Annotated in this window: 14 protein-coding genes; 2 read left to right on the top strand and 12 right to left on the bottom strand. The window is 62.5% G+C overall.

The window, feature by feature from the left end; translation table 11 throughout:
• The first annotated feature begins 121 nt into the window (after positions 1–121).
• Positions 122–748 (top strand): DUF47 domain-containing protein, encoded by a 627-nt coding sequence (locus M0D64_RS41540; RefSeq protein WP_028196679.1) that lies wholly within the window; start codon positions 122–124, stop codon positions 746–748.
• On the top strand, positions 748–1758 hold the full coding sequence (locus tag M0D64_RS41535) for an inorganic phosphate transporter (protein ID WP_154564808.1): 1011 nt from the start codon (positions 748–750) through the stop codon (positions 1756–1758). Before M0D64_RS41540 ends, M0D64_RS41535 begins: the two co-directional genes overlap by 1 nt.
• Before the next feature lie 108 nt (positions 1759–1866).
• On the opposite strand, the gene M0D64_RS41530 is transcribed toward M0D64_RS41535, so the two are convergent.
• The 12 genes from M0D64_RS41530 to M0D64_RS41475 all read right to left on the bottom strand — a co-directional run bounded on the left by M0D64_RS41530 (position 1867) and on the right by M0D64_RS41475 (position 15115).
• A complete protein-coding gene (locus M0D64_RS41530; RefSeq protein WP_154564806.1) occupies positions 1867–2673 on the bottom strand; it encodes an SDR family oxidoreductase in 807 nt (268 codons plus the stop codon).
• A gap of 156 nt (positions 2674–2829) precedes the next feature.
• Positions 2830–4002 carry an NlpC/P60 family protein gene (locus M0D64_RS41525; RefSeq protein ID WP_266261911.1) on the bottom strand — a complete coding sequence of 391 codons (1173 nt, stop codon included), beginning with the start codon at positions 4000–4002 and terminating at the stop codon, positions 2830–2832.
• Positions 4003–4207: 205 nt separating this feature from the next.
• Positions 4208–6097 (bottom strand): PhoH family protein, encoded by a 1890-nt coding sequence (locus M0D64_RS41520; protein ID WP_266261910.1) that lies wholly within the window; start codon positions 6095–6097, stop codon positions 4208–4210.
• Between the two features lie 347 nt (positions 6098–6444).
• Complete coding sequence (locus M0D64_RS41515; RefSeq protein WP_168435879.1) at positions 6445–6906, bottom strand: peroxiredoxin; 462 nt, start codon at positions 6904–6906, stop codon at positions 6445–6447.
• A 156-nt stretch (positions 6907–7062) separates the two neighbouring features.
• Positions 7063–7956, bottom strand: a complete 894-nt coding sequence (locus M0D64_RS41510; RefSeq protein WP_154564800.1) for a polysaccharide deacetylase family protein — start codon at positions 7954–7956, stop codon at positions 7063–7065.
• A 10-nt stretch (positions 7957–7966) separates the two neighbouring features.
• The gene (locus M0D64_RS41505; RefSeq protein WP_154564798.1) at positions 7967–9013 is read right to left on the bottom strand and encodes a bifunctional UDP-4-keto-pentose/UDP-xylose synthase; all 1047 of its coding nucleotides are present in this window, start codon (positions 9011–9013) and stop codon (positions 7967–7969) included.
• Entirely contained in the window at positions 9010–9957 is a 948-nt protein-coding gene (locus M0D64_RS41500; protein ID WP_266261909.1) for a formyltransferase, read from the bottom strand. The genes M0D64_RS41505 and M0D64_RS41500 overlap by 4 nt, the downstream gene beginning before the upstream one ends.
• A complete protein-coding gene (locus M0D64_RS41495; protein ID WP_154564794.1) occupies positions 9954–10997 on the bottom strand; it encodes a glycosyltransferase in 1044 nt (347 codons plus the stop codon). The genes M0D64_RS41500 and M0D64_RS41495 overlap by 4 nt, the downstream gene beginning before the upstream one ends.
• Positions 10998–11003: 6 nt before the next feature.
• Positions 11004–12155, bottom strand: a complete 1152-nt coding sequence (locus M0D64_RS41490) for a DegT/DnrJ/EryC1/StrS aminotransferase family protein (RefSeq protein WP_266261908.1) — start codon at positions 12153–12155, stop codon at positions 11004–11006.
• Between the two features lie 255 nt (positions 12156–12410).
• Complete coding sequence (locus M0D64_RS41485; RefSeq protein ID WP_054034531.1) at positions 12411–12782, bottom strand: SMR family transporter; 372 nt, start codon at positions 12780–12782, stop codon at positions 12411–12413.
• Between the two features lie 25 nt (positions 12783–12807).
• The gene (locus M0D64_RS41480) at positions 12808–14529 is read right to left on the bottom strand and encodes a glycosyltransferase family 39 protein (RefSeq protein ID WP_266261907.1); all 1722 of its coding nucleotides are present in this window, start codon (positions 14527–14529) and stop codon (positions 12808–12810) included.
• Between the two features lie 211 nt (positions 14530–14740).
• Positions 14741–15115, bottom strand: a complete 375-nt coding sequence (locus M0D64_RS41475) for an Mth938-like domain-containing protein (RefSeq protein ID WP_154564788.1) — start codon at positions 15113–15115, stop codon at positions 14741–14743.
• Positions 15116–16171: the final 1056 nt, after the last annotated feature.

The following is a 16171-nucleotide window of genomic DNA, read 5'->3' as shown; positions in this document are numbered from 1 at the left end:
AGTGAAGAGATAAGTGAAGCGCCTGTTGTAACGGTGCTTTCAAAAGTGCGGCATCGATCCCGGAACGGTACAATGTGGCGGTTTTATGTCAGCCATAATGTGACCAATTTTCGGGATCCCAATGTTCGGTCGTTTCATGCCCACCGAGGGCAAGTTCTTTGAAATTTTCAATGCGCACGCAACGTGCATCGTCTCTGCAAGCCGCGAACTCGAGCTGCTGATCGACAACCTGCAGGACGCCGAGACCCACAAGCAAAACGTGCAGAAGGCCGAAAAGGCCGCTGACAAGCTCACCCACGAAGCCATCGACCTGCTGCACAAGACCTTCATCACGCCGCTCGACCGCGACGAGATCCACAAGCTGATCACCACGATGGACGACATCCTCGATCTGATGGAGGACGTCGCTACCGCTATCTCGCTGTACGACGTGCAGGCGGTGACCTCCGAAGCGAGCCAGTTGGCGCATATCTGCACGGCCACCTCCGAGCGTGTGCAGTTCGCCGTCAGCCTGCTGTCGGACATGAAGCAGGCGAGCCAGATCCTGAAGGCGTGCGAGGACATCGACCGTCTGGAATCGGAAGCCGACCGCGTGCTGCGCTCGGCGATGTCGAAGCTTTTCCGCGAAGAAGACAACGTCAAGACGCTGATCAAGCTGAAGGCCATTTACGAACTGCTCGAAACGATCACCGACAAGTGTGAGGACGTGGCGAACATCATCGAAGGCATCGTGCTGGAAAACGCATAATGCAATCGATACAACTCGCTATCTGGGTCGTCGCCGGCCTGGTTGCCGTCGCGCTGATTTTCGACTTCATGAACGGTTTCCACGACGCGGCGAATTCGATCGCCACGGTCGTGTCGACCGGCGTGCTGAAACCCCAGCAGGCCGTGGCCTTTGCGGCGGCATTCAACGTTATCGCGTATTTTGTGTTCCACCTGAAAGTGGCGCAAACGGTCGGCAAAGGCACGATCGATCCGAATATCGTTGACCACTACGTCATTTTTGGCGCGCTGGTCGGCGCGATCGGCTGGAACATCATCACGTGGCATTACGGTATTCCGTCCAGCTCGTCGCATGCGCTGATCGGTGGGCTGGTGGGCGCGGCGCTTGCCAAGTCGGGCTGGGGTTCACTCAATTTCGACGGGTTGATGAAGACGGTTACCTTCATTTTCATCTCGCCGCTGCTCGGTTTCGTACTCGGCTCGTTCTTCATGCTGGCGGTCTCGTGGATCTATTTCCGCACGCCACCGAGCAAGGTCGACCGGCGTTTCCGGCGTCTGCAACTTGTCTCCGCAGGTTTGTATAGCCTCGGCCACGGCGGTAACGATGCGCAGAAGACCATCGGCATCATCTGGATGCTGCTGATCGCGACCGGCTATGCCTCGTCGATCGCGGACGCACCGCCGCTGTGGGTGATCGGTGGCTGCTATCTGTCGATGGGTATCGGCACGTTGTTCGGCGGTTGGCGGATTGTCCGCACGATGGGCCAGAAGATCACCAAGCTGAAGCCGGTAGGCGGTTTTTGCGCCGAGACGGGCGGGGCGATCACGCTGTTCACCGCGTCGTGGCTCGGCATTCCAGTGTCCACCACGCATACGATTACCGGCGCGATCGTCGGTGTCGGCGCGACGCAGAAGTTGAGTGCGGTGCGTTGGGGGGTAGCGGGCAACATCGTCTGGGCGTGGATTCTGACGATTCCGGCCTCCGCAGCGCTCTCCGCGGCTGCCTGGTGGCTCGGCCACCGCTTCCTGTAAACGGCAAGTGCGGACGGCGAAGGCAGTCCGCACAATGCTCTGCCATGGAGCCCGGAGCCAAAAGCACCGGGCCGCACACCCCTAAAAGCTGCAAATAAAGCGCGCCACTCAAATCAGCGGCGTGCTGCCTCCATCCATCGGGACGATTGCGCCCGTCACATAGCTCGCGCGGCGGCTCGCCAGAAACAGCGCGACGTCAGCGATTTCCTCCGGTTTTGCATAGCGTCCGAGCGGCACCTTGGCCTGCCCGCGCGCCAGTGCGTCCGCGTTTTCGATGCCTTGCCGCGACGCTTCCAGCTTGACTGCTTCCTCGACGCGCTCGGTCAGCGTCGCCCCCGGATTGATTGCGTTGATGCGGATGCCGTAGCGCGCGTAGTAGTGGGCGAGGCCGACGGTGGCGAGCATCAGCGCGGCATTGGCGGCACCACCGGCGATATGGATATCGCTAGCGATTTTGCCGCCCATGCCGATGATGTTGACGATCGTGCCGGGTGCGGCGCCGTCGCCGGCCTTGACGCGCTCGGCCATGCGCCGCAGCACTTCCTGCTGCGGGTAGATGTAGGGGAAATATTTGGCTTCCATGGTGGCGCGGAACGCGTCGGCGTCCAGCGTTTCCGGGTCATAGCGGCGGGCTGCGCCGGCGCTGTTGATCAACACGTCGATGGGGCCGACGGCGGTGCTGACTTCCTCGACGATGTCCGCAGCACTGTGCGGTTCGTGCAGGTCGGCGCGAGTGCGATGCACGTGCAGACCCTCCTGCTTCAACTGTTCGTAAGCGCGCGCGAGATTGGCGGGGTCGCGCGAAACGATCGCGACCTTTGCGCCCTCGAGGGCGAACGCCCGGGCGCAGGCGAACCCGATCCCTTTGCTGCCGCCCGTGATTAATACCACCTTGTCATTCAGCCCGAGATCCATCGTTATCACCCGCTGTCGGAAGAATATCGATGACGATAGCAGATCGGCAGCGCAGCGGGGATGGGCAGGTTCCAGGTGCTGAGTGTGGGCGCTACCGGGAGACTGAATTCGAGCGGCACGGCCGTCGCTACGAGCAATGAGCCACGGTCTGAGCCGTTAGAAACTGCCGTTGGCAAAGCGCGCGATTGGATCGTCGGTGGTTTGCGTGGGGGCAGGGATGCCACGCGATGCGGTCGAGGCGCGCATGATCTGCACGCCCGCGTTCCCCTCGGCTTGACGAGCTTGTTGGGCCTGGCGCACGGCGACGGAAGCGGGTGGCGGCGGCTCGAACGCATCGGCAGCCGCGTCGATCGGATCAGGCGCGCGAGCCGTAACCGCTGGCGGTTCAGCACGCGCAGCCGCTGTCTGCTGATTCGCCGAGCCGGCAACAGCGTCATACGTACTCGCCTGAGCGGTCGGCACGGACCCCGGAGACACCGCACCTGCCGCGCGCGCTTGCATCTGCGCGGCGCTCATACCAGGCGGTGGGGGCTCGAACGGATCAGCTTGCGGTGCCGCAGTCGCGGCTACCGTAGGTTGGCCGGTTGCGGTCAACGGCGGACGAGTGGTCGCCGCGACACGCGCCGTTTGCTGTGGCGTCACAGGGTTCGCGGCATAGCCCGAAGCTTGCGCTGTCACCGCGGCACCCGCATAAGCCGGTGCCGACTGAGCCTGAGCCACCGGCGCGACACGCTCGGGTTGAGGCGCCGTCGCCTGATAGCTGGGCGTATCGAACGGTGCCGGTGTCGCAGCCGGAGCCGCCACCCGACGAATACCGTCGAAGCGCTTGGCCCAATACGGATTGGTCAGGTAGTCGAGCCGCACGGTGCCGCCCGTCGACGGCGCGTTAACAAAGCGCAGCTTGCCCACATAAATGCCGACATGCGAATGCGCGCGTCCGGTGGTGTTGAAGAAAATCAGATCGCCCGGCGCAATTTCATCCGGTTCGATCGATTCGCCGCGGCCGCTCATATCCGCGGTAGTCCGCGGCAGATTCACGGATGCAGCGCGTGACACCACATAGCGAACCAATCCACTGCAATCGAAGCCGCTATCGGGCGTATTCCCACCCCAGCGGTATGGAATGCCGACCAGACTCATCGCCTGGATTGAGATTTCCTCGCGACCGATGCTGTGGTCGACGAAATTCGGGAAACCCGGCGGCGGCGCATGATAGGCGCCGTTCGTGACCACGACCGATGAACCCGGCCCGCGCGACGTGTTTTGCGGCGCGCCGGCGCAAGCGGCGAGCAGCAAAACGGTCAGCAGCGAAAAGGCGAGTCGGCGCATGAAGACGAAGGGAGCGGTAAACGCTCGTTTAATGGCGGACGATTTCGGGATGGTAGCCCGTCGAACCTGGCTCAGGCAAGAATTCTTGATAACTCACTTGAAGTTTGTGCGCTAAGTGTTGCCCAGCGGGAACGTGTGCCCAATAAAAAAGCCACGTCCGGGCTGACCCGGACGCGGCTTCTAGCCGAAGCTAAAGCATTGAAACTTAAAGAATCTCCGACGCGTAATCCGCCAGGCGCGAGCGCTCGCCACGCGCCAGCGTCACATGCCCGCTGTGCGCCCAGCCTTTGAAGCGGTCGACCACGTACGTCAGGCCCGAACTGCCTTCCGTCAGGTAAGGCGTATCGATCTGCGCGATATTGCCGAGACAGATGATCTTCGTGCCTGGACCCGCGCGCGTGACCAGCGTCTTCATCTGCTTCGGCGTCAGGTTTTGCGCCTCGTCGATGATCAGATACTTGTCCACGAACGTACGGCCGCGCATGAAGTTCATGCTCTTGACCTTCAGGCGCGAGCGGATCAGTTCCTGAGTCGCGGCGCGGCCCCATTCGCCGGCGGCGTCGTCGGTTTTCTGCAGGACTTCGAGGTTGTCGTCGAATGCACCCATCCACGGCTGCATTTTTTCCTCTTCCGTACCCGGCAGAAAGCCGATGTCTTCACCGACCGGCACCGTGGCGCGCGTCACGATGATCTCGTTGTAGCGCTTGTCGTCGAGCACCTGTGCAAGACCGGCCGCGAGCGCGACCAGCGTTTTGCCGGTGCCAGCCTGACCCAGCAGCGTGACGAAGTCGATCTCCGGATTCATCAACAGGTTCAGCGCGAAGTTCTGCTCGCGATTGCGCGCCGTGATGCCCCACACGTTGTTCTTGTGGTGGCCGTAGTCGCGCAAGGTTTGCAGCAGCGCCGTCTTGCCGTTCAGCTCGCGCACCAGCGCATGAAACGTCGGCTCGCCGTTCTGCGGCTCCAGATAGACGAACTCGTTGACCAGCATCGAAGCGCACAGCGGACCCGTCACGCGGTAATACGTGGTGCCGGTTTTGGTGTCCTGCCAGCTTTCCATGCCCTTCGCGTGCTTGGTCCAGAAATCCTGGGGCAGCGCGCGGATGCCCGAGTACAGCAGATCGCTGTCTTCGAGTACCTGGTCGTTGAAGTAGTCTTCCGCGGGCAGGCCGAGTGCATGCGCCTTGATGCGCATGTTGATGTCTTTCGACACCAGCACGACCTGGCGATCCATCCGGTCGCGCTGCAACGCCCGCACCACGCCGAGAATCTGGTTGTCGGCCTTGCCTTCCGGCAGACCTTCGACCGGCTCGATGGCGTTGAGCTTGGTCTGGAAGTACAGGCGCCCGGACGCCTCACGGCTGCCGAGACGCGCAAGTGAAATGCCGTCCGAGATGTTGCCGGCGTTCGCCACCAACGCGTCCAGCGTGCGGCTCACCTGCCGCGCGTTGCGCGCGACTTCGGACATGCCCTTCTTGTGGTTGTCGAGTTCTTCCAACGTCATCATCGGCAGATAGACGTCGTGTTCCTCGAAACGGAACAGGCAGCTTGGATCGTGCATCAGCACGTTCGTGTCGAGCACGAAAAGCTTCTGCATTTCGAGCGGGTCTGCGGCTGCGCCGCGCTTCTTGCTGGTGCCGCGCGTGCTGGGTGCTGCGGCTGCGGGCGTGCTGGCGGCCGGGTCTTTCGCGCTTGGCGCGCGCGCGACGACCGGTTGCGATTTGGCCGCAGGCGTAGGAACGACCGCTGGTTCGGCTTGCGGACGGGTAGCGGGAACCGGTTGCAGCAAGGCGGCGGTCTGCTTCGATTTGCGACCGCGCGCGCCTGCGTCGCGCGCCGGTGCGGCTTGCTCGGCGGATGCAGACGCAGCAGGGGAGGCCGACGATGCCGGTACGGGCCGCAACGTGGTCGCGGCATTGGCGGCGTGCGCCATCGGTGTGGCGACGTTCGCGCGGCCGTAATCGGCCGACTCTGCTGATTCCCCTCCGACTGCCTGTTTCTTCGCGGCGGAGCGCGCCGGCGTGGCGGCTTTGGCCTTGTATTCGTCAGGCGGCAGGAGATTGCCGAGCTTGCTGGGGGGGGTAGGCAAAGGCATGGTTTCCCTCGAATTAATCGGGTCACATTTCGTGCGCCGCCTGTCGCATTCTGCCGGTGCCAGTGAGTGCGCACGCAGTTTGCGCCCGGAGGCGCGCATTCGGTCTAGAGATGCCGGTTCGCCTGGTTTTCGATCGGCTCCTTAACGGAAGCGCGTGGCCGAGTGAACGCACGGCCGCGCGCAATTAAAAAAGCCGCCGCCCCGGCGTACGGGACAAGCGGCTCGCCTTCGGTTATCGCGTTGCGCCTCATGACTTCGACGGAGCCGACAAAACGGCCGTCAAGTCTGGCGCAGCGACGAAAAGTGTGGGGTGGACAGGCACTCATTGGAACCCAATATAACGCGCCTCAAAGCGCTTGTACAGCCTCCAGAATGTCATCGACATGCCCTGGCACTTTCACGCCGCGCCACTCCTGGCGCAGCACGCCTTCGGCGTCGATCAGGAACGTGGAGCGTTCGATCCCACGCACTTCTTTGCCATACATTTTCTTCAATTTCATGACGCCGAAGAGCGCACACAAGGTTTCTTCCGGGTCCGAGATCAACGGAAACGGCAGTTCGAGCTTTGCCTTGAAATTGTCATGGGAGCGCAGGCTGTCGCGTGACACGCCGAGAATTTCCGCGCCGGCTTTCCTGAACTTCGGATACAGATCGCGGAATTGCAGACCTTCGGTCGTGCAGCCCGGCGTGTTGTCCTTCGGGTAGAAATACAGCACCACCTTCTTGCCCCGCAGCTTGGACAGCGTGATCTCGCCACCGGTAGCGGGGGCGGTAAAGTCGGGGATGGGTTGGTCGACTGCGATGGGCACGAGGTTCTCCGGTTGTTATGGCCGACGCCGCAGCATTTGCACTTGCAACTGCTGCGGCGTCGGCCTGGCATCGAGGCTTTCGGGGAGGGCGACTGGCGCGTGTGGTGGTCGCTCGCGCGGCGGTCGGGTCGTCAGTACGGGCTATGGATTGGCCAGTCAGAGCTGGACAATCAACTCGCCGGAGCGGCCTGGAATTTCGCCCCACGTAACAGGGTACGATGGCAGCGTGCTGCGGTCCAGCGTGGCGTAGTAATCACCCATGGTCGCGAAGGTGTGGCCTTGCGCGCGCCAGCCTTCCAGCAACTGCTCGAAAATCGGTGCGAGCTTTTGTCCTTCGAGTTCCGCGTGCAGCGTGAACACCTGATCGTGCGGATTGTTTTCGGTGTGCTTCAACATCCATGCGGCAACGTTGTGCTCATCGACCCCATCCACACCCAGCACTTCGTCGAGCGTGGGCAGCGTGGTGGGCATCTGCACGTGCGACAGTTGCCGGCCGTCGACCACCGGCAGATACGGCGAGTGGCCGCGCCCGTCGGACGCGTAGTGCATGCCCCACGCGTCGATCTGCTCGAACGCATGTCCGTTCATCTGCCAGCCCGCCGCACCGTGCGTGACGGGCGGCGCGCCGAAGATCGCGACGAAGCGGTTGAAGCTCTTCTGCATCTGCTTCTCGGTCCACTCCTGATCTTGCGAACGCACGTTGTCCTGCCAGTACACGTGGTCCCAGGTATGGATGCCGCATTCGAAACCGGCCTCGTGAATCGCGCGCATTTCCGCGGCGGTTTTCACGCCGATATCCGGGCCCGGCAGCAGCACGCCGTACATCAATTGCTTGATGCCGTAATGCTCGACCACCGAGGTACGCGACACCTTCTTCAGAAAGCCCGGCCGCAACACGCGGCGCATCGCCCAACCGGTGTGGTCGGGCCCGAGGCTGAAGAGGAAAGTGGCGCGCGCCTTGAAGCGGTCGAAGATGCGCGCGAGATTCGGCACGCCTTCGCGGGTGCCGCGCAGCGTGTCGACGTCGATCTTCAGGACGATACGAGCCAAGGATCAGGCCTTATTGTTGTTCGACGAGGGCGCGAGCTTCGGCGACGTGGCCGCGATACGCTTCGAAAATCTTGCGCAGCGCTTCGTCGAAGGTCGACTTCGGCGCCCAGCCGAGTTCCTGCATCGTGTTGTCGATCTTCGGCACGCGGTTCTGCACGTCCTGGTAGCCCGCACCGTAGTACGCGCCCGAGGACGTTTCGACCAGTTGCACCTTCTTGGCCAGCTCGGCGTATTCCGGGAATTCGGCGGCCAGCGTCAGCATCTTGTGCGCGAGCTCGCGCACCGAGAAGTTGTTGGTCGGGTTGCCGATGTTGTAGATCTTGCCCGTGGCGACGCCGTCCTTGTTTTCGATGATCTTCATCAGCGCGCCGATGCCGTCGTCGATATCCGTGAACGCGCGCTTTTGTGCGCCGCCGTCCACGAGGCTGATGTTCTCGCCGCGCACGATATGGCCGAGGAACTGCGTGACCACGCGCGAGCTGCCTTCCTTCGGCGTGTAGATCGAATCGAGGCCCGGGCCGATCCAGTTGAACGGACGGAACAGCGTGAAGTTCAGGCCTTCCATGCCGTAACCCCAGATCACGCGGTCCATCAACTGCTTGGAGCACGCGTAGATCCAGCGCGGCTTGTTGATCGGGCCATACGACAGTTGCGACTCTTCCGGATCGAACTGCTCGTCCGTGCACATGCCGTAGACCTCGGAGGTCGACGGGAACACGAGGTGCTTGCCGTACTTGACGGCCGAACGCACGATCGGCAGGTTCGCTTCGAAGTCGAGTTCGAACACGCGCAGCGGCTGCTTCACGTACGTGGCGGGCGTGGCGATCGCGACCAGCGGCAGGATCACATCGCACTTCTTGACGTGATACTCGACCCACTCCTTGTTGATCGTGATGTCGCCTTCGAAGAAGTGCATCCGCTCATGGTTGATCAGGTCACCCAGACGTTCGGTCTGCATGTCCATCCCGAAGACTTCCCAATCGGTCGTTTCGAGAATGCGTTTGGACAGGTGATGGCCGATAAAGCCGTTCACACCCAGAATCAGGACTTTTTTCATGAGTAACGGGGAGTTTCGAGGGGAGTTTGGATGAGCCGGGCGAATTCGGCCGCGGTGACAACGGTTTCGTTGCCGTCATGCTGGTGCCGCAATTCGTGGATGGCGATCGAGCGACCGTCGCCGCATATCGCAAAAACGGCATTATCGCTTACGTGCAGGCCCGGGGGCAAATCCGAGCGAAGCGCGCCGGGCGTAGCCAGACGCGCGCGGGCGACGATGAAGCGGTGGCCTGCGATATCGGTGAATGCGCCGGGATAGGGCGGCGCGACCGCGCGGATCAGGTTGTAGACCTGTTGCGCGGGTTGCGTCCAATCGATCCGGCCGTCTTCCGGCTTGCGCCCGCCGTAGTAGCTGCCGTGCGTCAGATCGTTCGGCAGATGCGGCGCTTCGCCCGCCAGCAAGGCCGGCAGCACGCGCCACAGGGTCTGTTCTGCGGCCACCGTGACTTTGTCGAACACTTGCGCGGCGGTGTCGTCGGGCAGGATCGGCACCGGCGTTTGCGCGATGATCGCGCCCGCGTCGGGCTTGGCAGCCATTTCGTGCAGCGTCGCGCCGGTTTCGGTTTCGCCGTGGATCACCGCCCAGTTGGTCGGCACGCGGCCGCGGTACTTCGGCAGAAGCGAGCCGTGCATGTTGTAAGCGCCCCGTGCGGCGAGCGCCAGCAGGTCGACCGGCAACATGTGGCGGTAGTAGAACGAGAAGATGAAGTCCGGACGCGCGGCGCTGACCGCGGCGCGCAGTTCCGGGCTCTTCGGATCGGCCGGCGTGACGACCGGAATGCCGTGCTCGGCCGCAACCGAGGCGACGCTGCCGAACCAGATGTTTTCGGTCGGACTGTCCTCATGCGTGACGACCAGCGCCACGTCGACGCCACGCGCGAGCAGCACCTGCAGGCAGCGCACGCCGACGTTGTGATACGCGAATACGACGGCGCACGGCTTCATGGATTCGGGCCCTGATCGATCAGCGGCGCGGCCTGCACGGCCTGCACGACCGCCTGACGCGGCGCTTCGGTCACGGTGGTGCCGTCGCGCTGCTCGAGAATCGTCTGCACCAGATAACGCGGACGCGCGCGCACCTGCTGATAAATCCGGCCGATGTATTCACCCAGCAGGCCCAACGCGAAGATGATCACGCCAAGCAGGAAGAAGATAACAGCGAACAGCGTGAACACACCTTGCACTTCCGCGCCGATGATGAAGCGGCGAATCAGCAGCAGCACGAACAGTGCCGCGGATCCGAGCGACAGGATCACGCCGATGAACGACAGCCATTGCAGCGGCACCACCGAGAAGCCGGTGACGAGGTCGAAATTCAAACGGATCAGCGAATACAGCGAGTACTTCGATTCGCCGGCAAAACGCTCTTCGTGCGCGACTTCGATCTCGACCGGGTTCTGCGCGAAGGTGTACGCGAGCGCCGGAATGAAGGTGTTGATTTCACCGCAGCGATTGATCGTGTCGATGATGTGCCGGCTGTACGCGCGCAGCATGCAGCCCTGGTCGGTCATCTTGATGCGCGTAATGCGCTCGCGCAGACGGTTCATCGCGCGCGACGCCTTGCGGCGCCACAAGCTGTCCTGGCGTTGCAGACGGATCGTGCCAACGTAGTCGTAGCCTTCGCGCATCTTGTTGACCAGCTTGGCGATTTCCTCCGGCGGATTCTGCAGGTCGGCGTCGAGCGTAATCACGATCTCGCCGCGCGACTGCTCGAAGCCCGCCAGAATCGCCATATGCTGGCCGTAGTTGCCGTTCAGCAGGATCACGCGGGTCGTGTCGGGCCGCGCGCGGAACTGCTCGGCGAGCAGGGCGGCGGATTTGTCGCGGCTGCCGTCGTTGATGAAGATCACTTCATAGCCGGTGCCGAGCGCGTCGAGCGCCGGGTAGAGGCGCGCGAACAGCGCGGCCAGCCCGGCTTCCTCGTTGTACACCGGGATGATGATCGACACTTCCGGTGCGACGGCGCGATGTTCCGAATAAATCATTTCCGCTTATTTTCCGTATTGTTCGCAAATTTCATTGACCGCGCGGCAGACCCGCTCCACGTCGCCCTCGTTCATCAGCGTGAACAGCGGCAGCGTGACGGTGGTGGCGCCGTAGCGCTCCGCATGCGGGAACATGCCTTCCTTGAAGCCGCGCGCACGGTACAGCGAGAACAGGTGAATCGCCGGGTAGTGCACGCCCGAACCGATGCCGCGTTCCTTCAACTGGCCCATGAAGCCCGCGCGGTCGATCGACAGCTTTTCGAGCGGCAGCGTGATCTGGAACATGTGCCAGTTGCTGTTTTCGAAGTCGGCAAACGGCAGGCCGATGCCCAGCTTGACCGCCGCGCCGCCTTCGAGCCCGGCGAAATAGGCGCGCACGAGCTTTTTGCGCTGTGCGAGGAAACGCTCCAGATGCGGCAGTTGGCCGAGGCCGACGCGCGCGGCGACGTCCGTCAGGTTGTATTTGCCGCCCAGCACGTCGCAGTCCATGCCGTCGAAGCCGGTGCGAGTGATGCCTTGCAGGCGGTACTTCTGCGCGAGGATCGCTTCTTCCTCGTTGTTCAGCACCAACGCGCCGCCTTCGATCGAGGTCAGATTCTTGTTCGCGTGGAAGCTGAACGAAACCATATCGCCGAGTTTGCCGATGCGCTCGCCTTTCCACGTCGAGCCGAACGCCTGCGCGGCGTCTTCGATCACGCGCAGCTTGTGGGCGCGGGCGATTTCATACAGTCGGTCCATGTCGACCGGCAGGCCCGACAGATACACCGGAATGATCGCCTTGGTGCGCGGCGTGATGGCCTTTTCCAGCAGATCGAGGTCGATGTTGCGGGTGACAGGATCGATGTCGACGAACACCGGCGTCGCGCCGACTTCGTAGACCACATTGCTGGTCGCGACCCACGAGGCGGGTGTGGTGATGACCTCGTCGCCTTCGCCCACGCCGGCGATACGCAGGCCGATTTCGAGCGTCGCGGTGCCGGAATTGAACGTGCGCACCGGACGGCCGCCGCAGAACTCCGACAACGCCGCTTCGAACTTCTGGTTCTGCGGGCCGGTCGTGATCCAACCGGAGCGGAGCACGTCGGCGACGCCCTGAATCGTCTCTTCATCGATCTCAGGTTTGACAAACGGCAAAAACGGGACTGTTGACTGGCTCATGAATGCTTCGCTCGATTGAAAGGGGCGCAACCCGAAGGGCGCGAAGTAGATCACAAACTACGCGCAAACCCAAGGCCACGACTAAAAAAGGGCGCAACCGCCAAGCTTACCGCGGCCAAGCTTACGTTTTACTTATCCGGCGACGGTGCCCAGCTTTCCGCATCTTTTTCCGCCGGCATTTTCGCGGCGCGCATCAGTGCCGGCAATAAACGGTAATAAATCGTGCCCGGCACAGCACTGCCGGGGCCGTGCCGCCTAGCTGCGCGCCAGGACGACCACGCCGATCAGGATGACACCGATCCCCACCAGCTTCTGTACCGACATCACTTCGCCGAATAGATACCACGCCGCGAACGCGTTGACGACGTATCCGAGCGACAACATCGGATAGGCGATCGACACATCCACCCGCGAGAGTCCGATCACCCATACGCCCACGCTGATCACATAACAGGCCAGCCCGCCAATGATCGGCGGTTGGGTCGCGAGGCGAAAGGCGATGGGCAGGATGTTCGCACGGGTGAATTCGAAGTGTCCAACGGCATTCGTTCCGGCTTTGAGCAGCAACTGCGCACCGGCGTTCAACGTGACGCCTGCGAGGATACAAAAGAGCGAAATCGGGTTCATCGAACGGTCAGTTCCTGAGATGGGGTCATTGTTGTGGTTTTTCCACTGGCGCGGGTGCGTCGGGCGCCGCCACGGGCTTCGTCACCACCACCCGGCGCGAGTCGCGCGCGATCACCTGCATCGGCAGCCCCTCTTTGAGCAGCCTGTCGTAAGTCGACGGCGGGATCAGCGCGAGCGCATAGCGATCGGCCTTCCAGCGCTCGACCCACGCATCGACCGTCGGCACCCATTTCTGCGGTTCGACGGATATACCGAACGCCAGTTCGTCCGGATGTTCGACCATGATCATCGTGTGGTCGGCGTAGAACGGCATCGTATGGTCGAGCACGCCGACCGAGTAGAACGGCGTATCGGCCGGCAACTTCGCGATTTCGGCCTTGATCGCGGGCGCGAGCGGCGCGCCGGAACTCAGGCGACCGAACACGTCGTGACCCGTGCCGGCGATCGTGCCGAGCAGCAGCCACGCCGCGCCAAAGCTCGCGACGGCGCCAAGGGTGCCGACGCGGCTGCGGCGGTTCAGCCACAGCGCGAACAGCGTGACCACGAAGGCGACGCCGAGCGCCGCCAGCACCCAGGTGCGGTATTCGACGTACAGCTCGGTCGGGTTGCGCGCGTTGCCGAAGCGCCCCATGAACATCGCGGCAAACGCGGCCACGACGAGAAACAACGCATAGCCGGCCAGATGGCGGCGCAACTGGTCACGTGTGACGAGCGGCAGGTACATGCCGATAAGCAGGGCGATCGGCGGCGCGATCGGCAGCGTGTACGAAAGCAGCTTGGAGTGAGAAGCGCTGAAGAACAGAAAGATGAACGCGGTCCATACCAGCATCAGCGTGACCGGCGCGAAGCCGTTCGGCTGGCGCGGCAAGCGCCACGCATGGCGCACGCTCTGGAAGGTCACCGACAACCACGGCAGGAAGCCGACCAGCAGCACCGGCACGAAATAGTAGAACGGCCCGGGGCGGTTCTGTTCAGGCGTCAGATAGCGCTTGAACTGTTGAACGATGAAGAAGAAGTTCAGGAATTCCGGGTTGCGCTGCTGCACGAGTACGAACCACGGCGTGACGATCGCGAAGAACACGATCAGGCCGCCGATCAGATGCAGACGCTTCCATACGGCCCAGTCGCGTGCGACGAGGGTGTACAGCACCAGCACCGCACCCGGCAGGATCACGCCGACGAGGCCCTTGGACAGCACCGCCAGCGCCATCGCCCCCCAGCACACCCACATCCATGCCCGTACGTTGGCCGTCGGCAGGTTGGGGCGCTGCGCCAGCAGCAGCGCGCAGAGCGTCAGCTCCATCCAGAACGACAGGCCCATGTCGAGCGTGTTGAAGTGGCCCATCAGGTTCCAGTACGGCGACGTGGCCAGCGCGATCGCCGCGAACACGCCGGTCGCCGCATTGAACACGCGCGCCCCGGTGAAGCCGATCAACAGCACGCCGGCAAAGCCCGTCAGCGCGGTGTAGAGCCGCGCCTGCCATTCGCCGATGCCGAACCACGCGAACGTGAGCGCGTTGAGCCAGGTTTGCAGCGGTGGCTTCTCAAAATACTTGTAGCCGTTGTAGCGCGGCGTGATCCAGTCGCCGGTGACGAACATTTCGCGCGCCATTTCGGCGTAGCGGCCTTCGTCGCTCGGCAGCAGATGCCGCCAGCCGAGCGGCACGAACCAGATTACGGCGAGGGCCAGCACCAGCAGCAGGATCGTGGTGCGGTTGAGCGGTAGCCTCGTCGGCGTATCGTTCATGAATTTCAACCTTTTTGGCGACGCCGCGTGGGCAGCGAGGCAGTGTTATTTGAAAATGGCGATCGCCAGCATGGCGCCAATGGCGCGCAGTGTACGTTATCGGCCGTGGCGCGGCCAGGGCGCGCGGCCGGTCCGGCGATGCGCACGCGGCGGCTGCCATGCCCGACGGCCGGTGCCGGCACGTCAGGCAAACACCCGCTGCTTGGCGCCACTAGGCTTCGATCAGCAACGCGGCCGCGACCTTGCGGCCCTCGGCCATCAGAATGTTGTAGGTGCGGCAGGCGGCCTTGAAGTCCATCGTTTCGACGCCGATGCGTTTGGCGGTGAGCGCGGCCGTCAGGCGCGGATGGGGGAAGCGCAGCCGCTCACCGCTGCCGAATATGACCACTTCGGGCGCGGCGTCCACCAGCATGGCGAAGTGCTCGGCGCTCAGGTCTTCGAACGAGGAGACAGGCCAAGGGATGACGGGGGCTTCCGGCAGCAGGAGAATGCTGCCGACGTGGCGCACCAGATTGATTTCGACATAGCCGGCGCCGTAACCGGTGACGGTGTTGAGGGCGCCGCTGGAATCCTGATGTAATTTCAAATTCGTTTTCCGAAGTCGTCGTGAGACATCATGCGTGTTGGCGGCCTGACCTGGCAGAACGGAAGCAGGGCGGTTTGACGCGAGCGGGACACGCGAGTGGCACAGCGAGTAACACAGAAGCGGCCGAAAAGGCTTGCCGATGCGGTTGGTGCATTGCGGAAGTCGGCCAAAATCCGCTAAATTATAACTTTTTGTGCGACGCGAGTCGCATCGACTGGACGGCGTAAGCCGTCCCATTGGTGGCACCTTGTGGTCACCCCTGTGTAGCAAGAGCGATAACCGGTGCAGTTTAGCTGGGAATCGTTGCCGTAGATGGCCGTCGATACTTGTATCGAAGGTCGTAATTGCATTGACCTGATTACCGTCAGGTTCCGCCCCGTCAGCGGCTTCAACTCCGCTGACAAAGCGGATTGTTGTTTGTAATTCCCATGCCCTTGGGTTGCGGATTGCTGCAAGCACGAGCGCAAGCTCGGTGTGTCATTGTTCGACTCGCCAGAACCTTGGCGAGGTAGTGAACCTGCTATGCGACTAGCAGTAGCCTAGGAGGACATGCGTCACTGGCGACGGTGAGGTGTGAAGCTTCTCCGACAATGTAGCCCCCGGACGTTTCGGGCAAGCGGTAGTTGCGAAATTAACGCTTGGAGACTCCCAGCAGCAACGGGGTCGAGGAGCTAGGCTGGCTGATACGGTTAATGTACGTGAACTGCTGATAAACCTCGTTAATAATGCTGTGCCTAAGCTGCTGCGCGGCACTGACCAAAATGGTGTGTGGTCGGACAATCCGTTAGAAGGTCGGATTGCGTCGTCATTAGATCACCGGGGAATAGGCGGAACCTACGTCAGTCGTGTGACATGCCGGGAACGCGGTAAGCCTGTATGGTTGCCCGCCATTGGTGGGCAGGCGAACCGTAAGGGACGCTGTTGACTGTGCAGGTATGGGAGGACGGAAAAAGCGAACGCCGGGCTGTAATGGTTCGGATAGAGGTTGCGACATCACCTCGCGCGAAAGCGGGCAGACTTCCGTCTGGTCTACCGTCGCAAGATGGCTGACTAACC

The organism is Paraburkholderia sp. WS6 (assembly GCF_030464835.1).
Taxonomy (GTDB): domain Bacteria; phylum Pseudomonadota; class Gammaproteobacteria; order Burkholderiales; family Burkholderiaceae; genus Paraburkholderia; species Paraburkholderia madseniana.
This window is presented reverse-complemented; position numbering and strand designations above follow the sequence as displayed.

Coding starts and splice junctions, on each gene's coding strand:
- M0D64_RS41540 (WP_028196679.1), top strand. CDS start 122: ATGTTCGGTCGTTTCATGCCCACCGAGGGCAAGTTCTTTGAAATTTTC.
- M0D64_RS41535 (WP_154564808.1), top strand. CDS start 748: ATGCAATCGATACAACTCGCTATCTGGGTCGTCGCCGGCCTGGTTGCC.
- M0D64_RS41530 (WP_154564806.1), bottom strand. CDS start 2,673: ATGGATCTCGGGCTGAATGACAAGGTGGTATTAATCACGGGCGGCAGC.
- M0D64_RS41525 (WP_266261911.1), bottom strand. CDS start 4,002: ATGCGCCGACTCGCCTTTTCGCTGCTGACCGTTTTGCTGCTCGCCGCT.
- M0D64_RS41520 (WP_266261910.1), bottom strand. CDS start 6,097: ATGCCTTTGCCTACCCCCCCCAGCAAGCTCGGCAATCTCCTGCCGCCT.
- M0D64_RS41505 (WP_154564798.1), bottom strand. CDS start 9,013: ATGAAAAAAGTCCTGATTCTGGGTGTGAACGGCTTTATCGGCCATCAC.
- M0D64_RS41500 (WP_266261909.1), bottom strand. CDS start 9,957: ATGAAGCCGTGCGCCGTCGTATTCGCGTATCACAACGTCGGCGTGCGC.
- M0D64_RS41495 (WP_154564794.1), bottom strand. CDS start 10,997: ATGATTTATTCGGAACATCGCGCCGTCGCACCGGAAGTGTCGATCATC.
- M0D64_RS41490 (WP_266261908.1), bottom strand. CDS start 12,155: ATGAGCCAGTCAACAGTCCCGTTTTTGCCGTTTGTCAAACCTGAGATC.
- M0D64_RS41485 (WP_054034531.1), bottom strand. CDS start 12,782: ATGAACCCGATTTCGCTCTTTTGTATCCTCGCAGGCGTCACGTTGAAC.
- M0D64_RS41480 (WP_266261907.1), bottom strand. CDS start 14,529: ATGAACGATACGCCGACGAGGCTACCGCTCAACCGCACCACGATCCTG.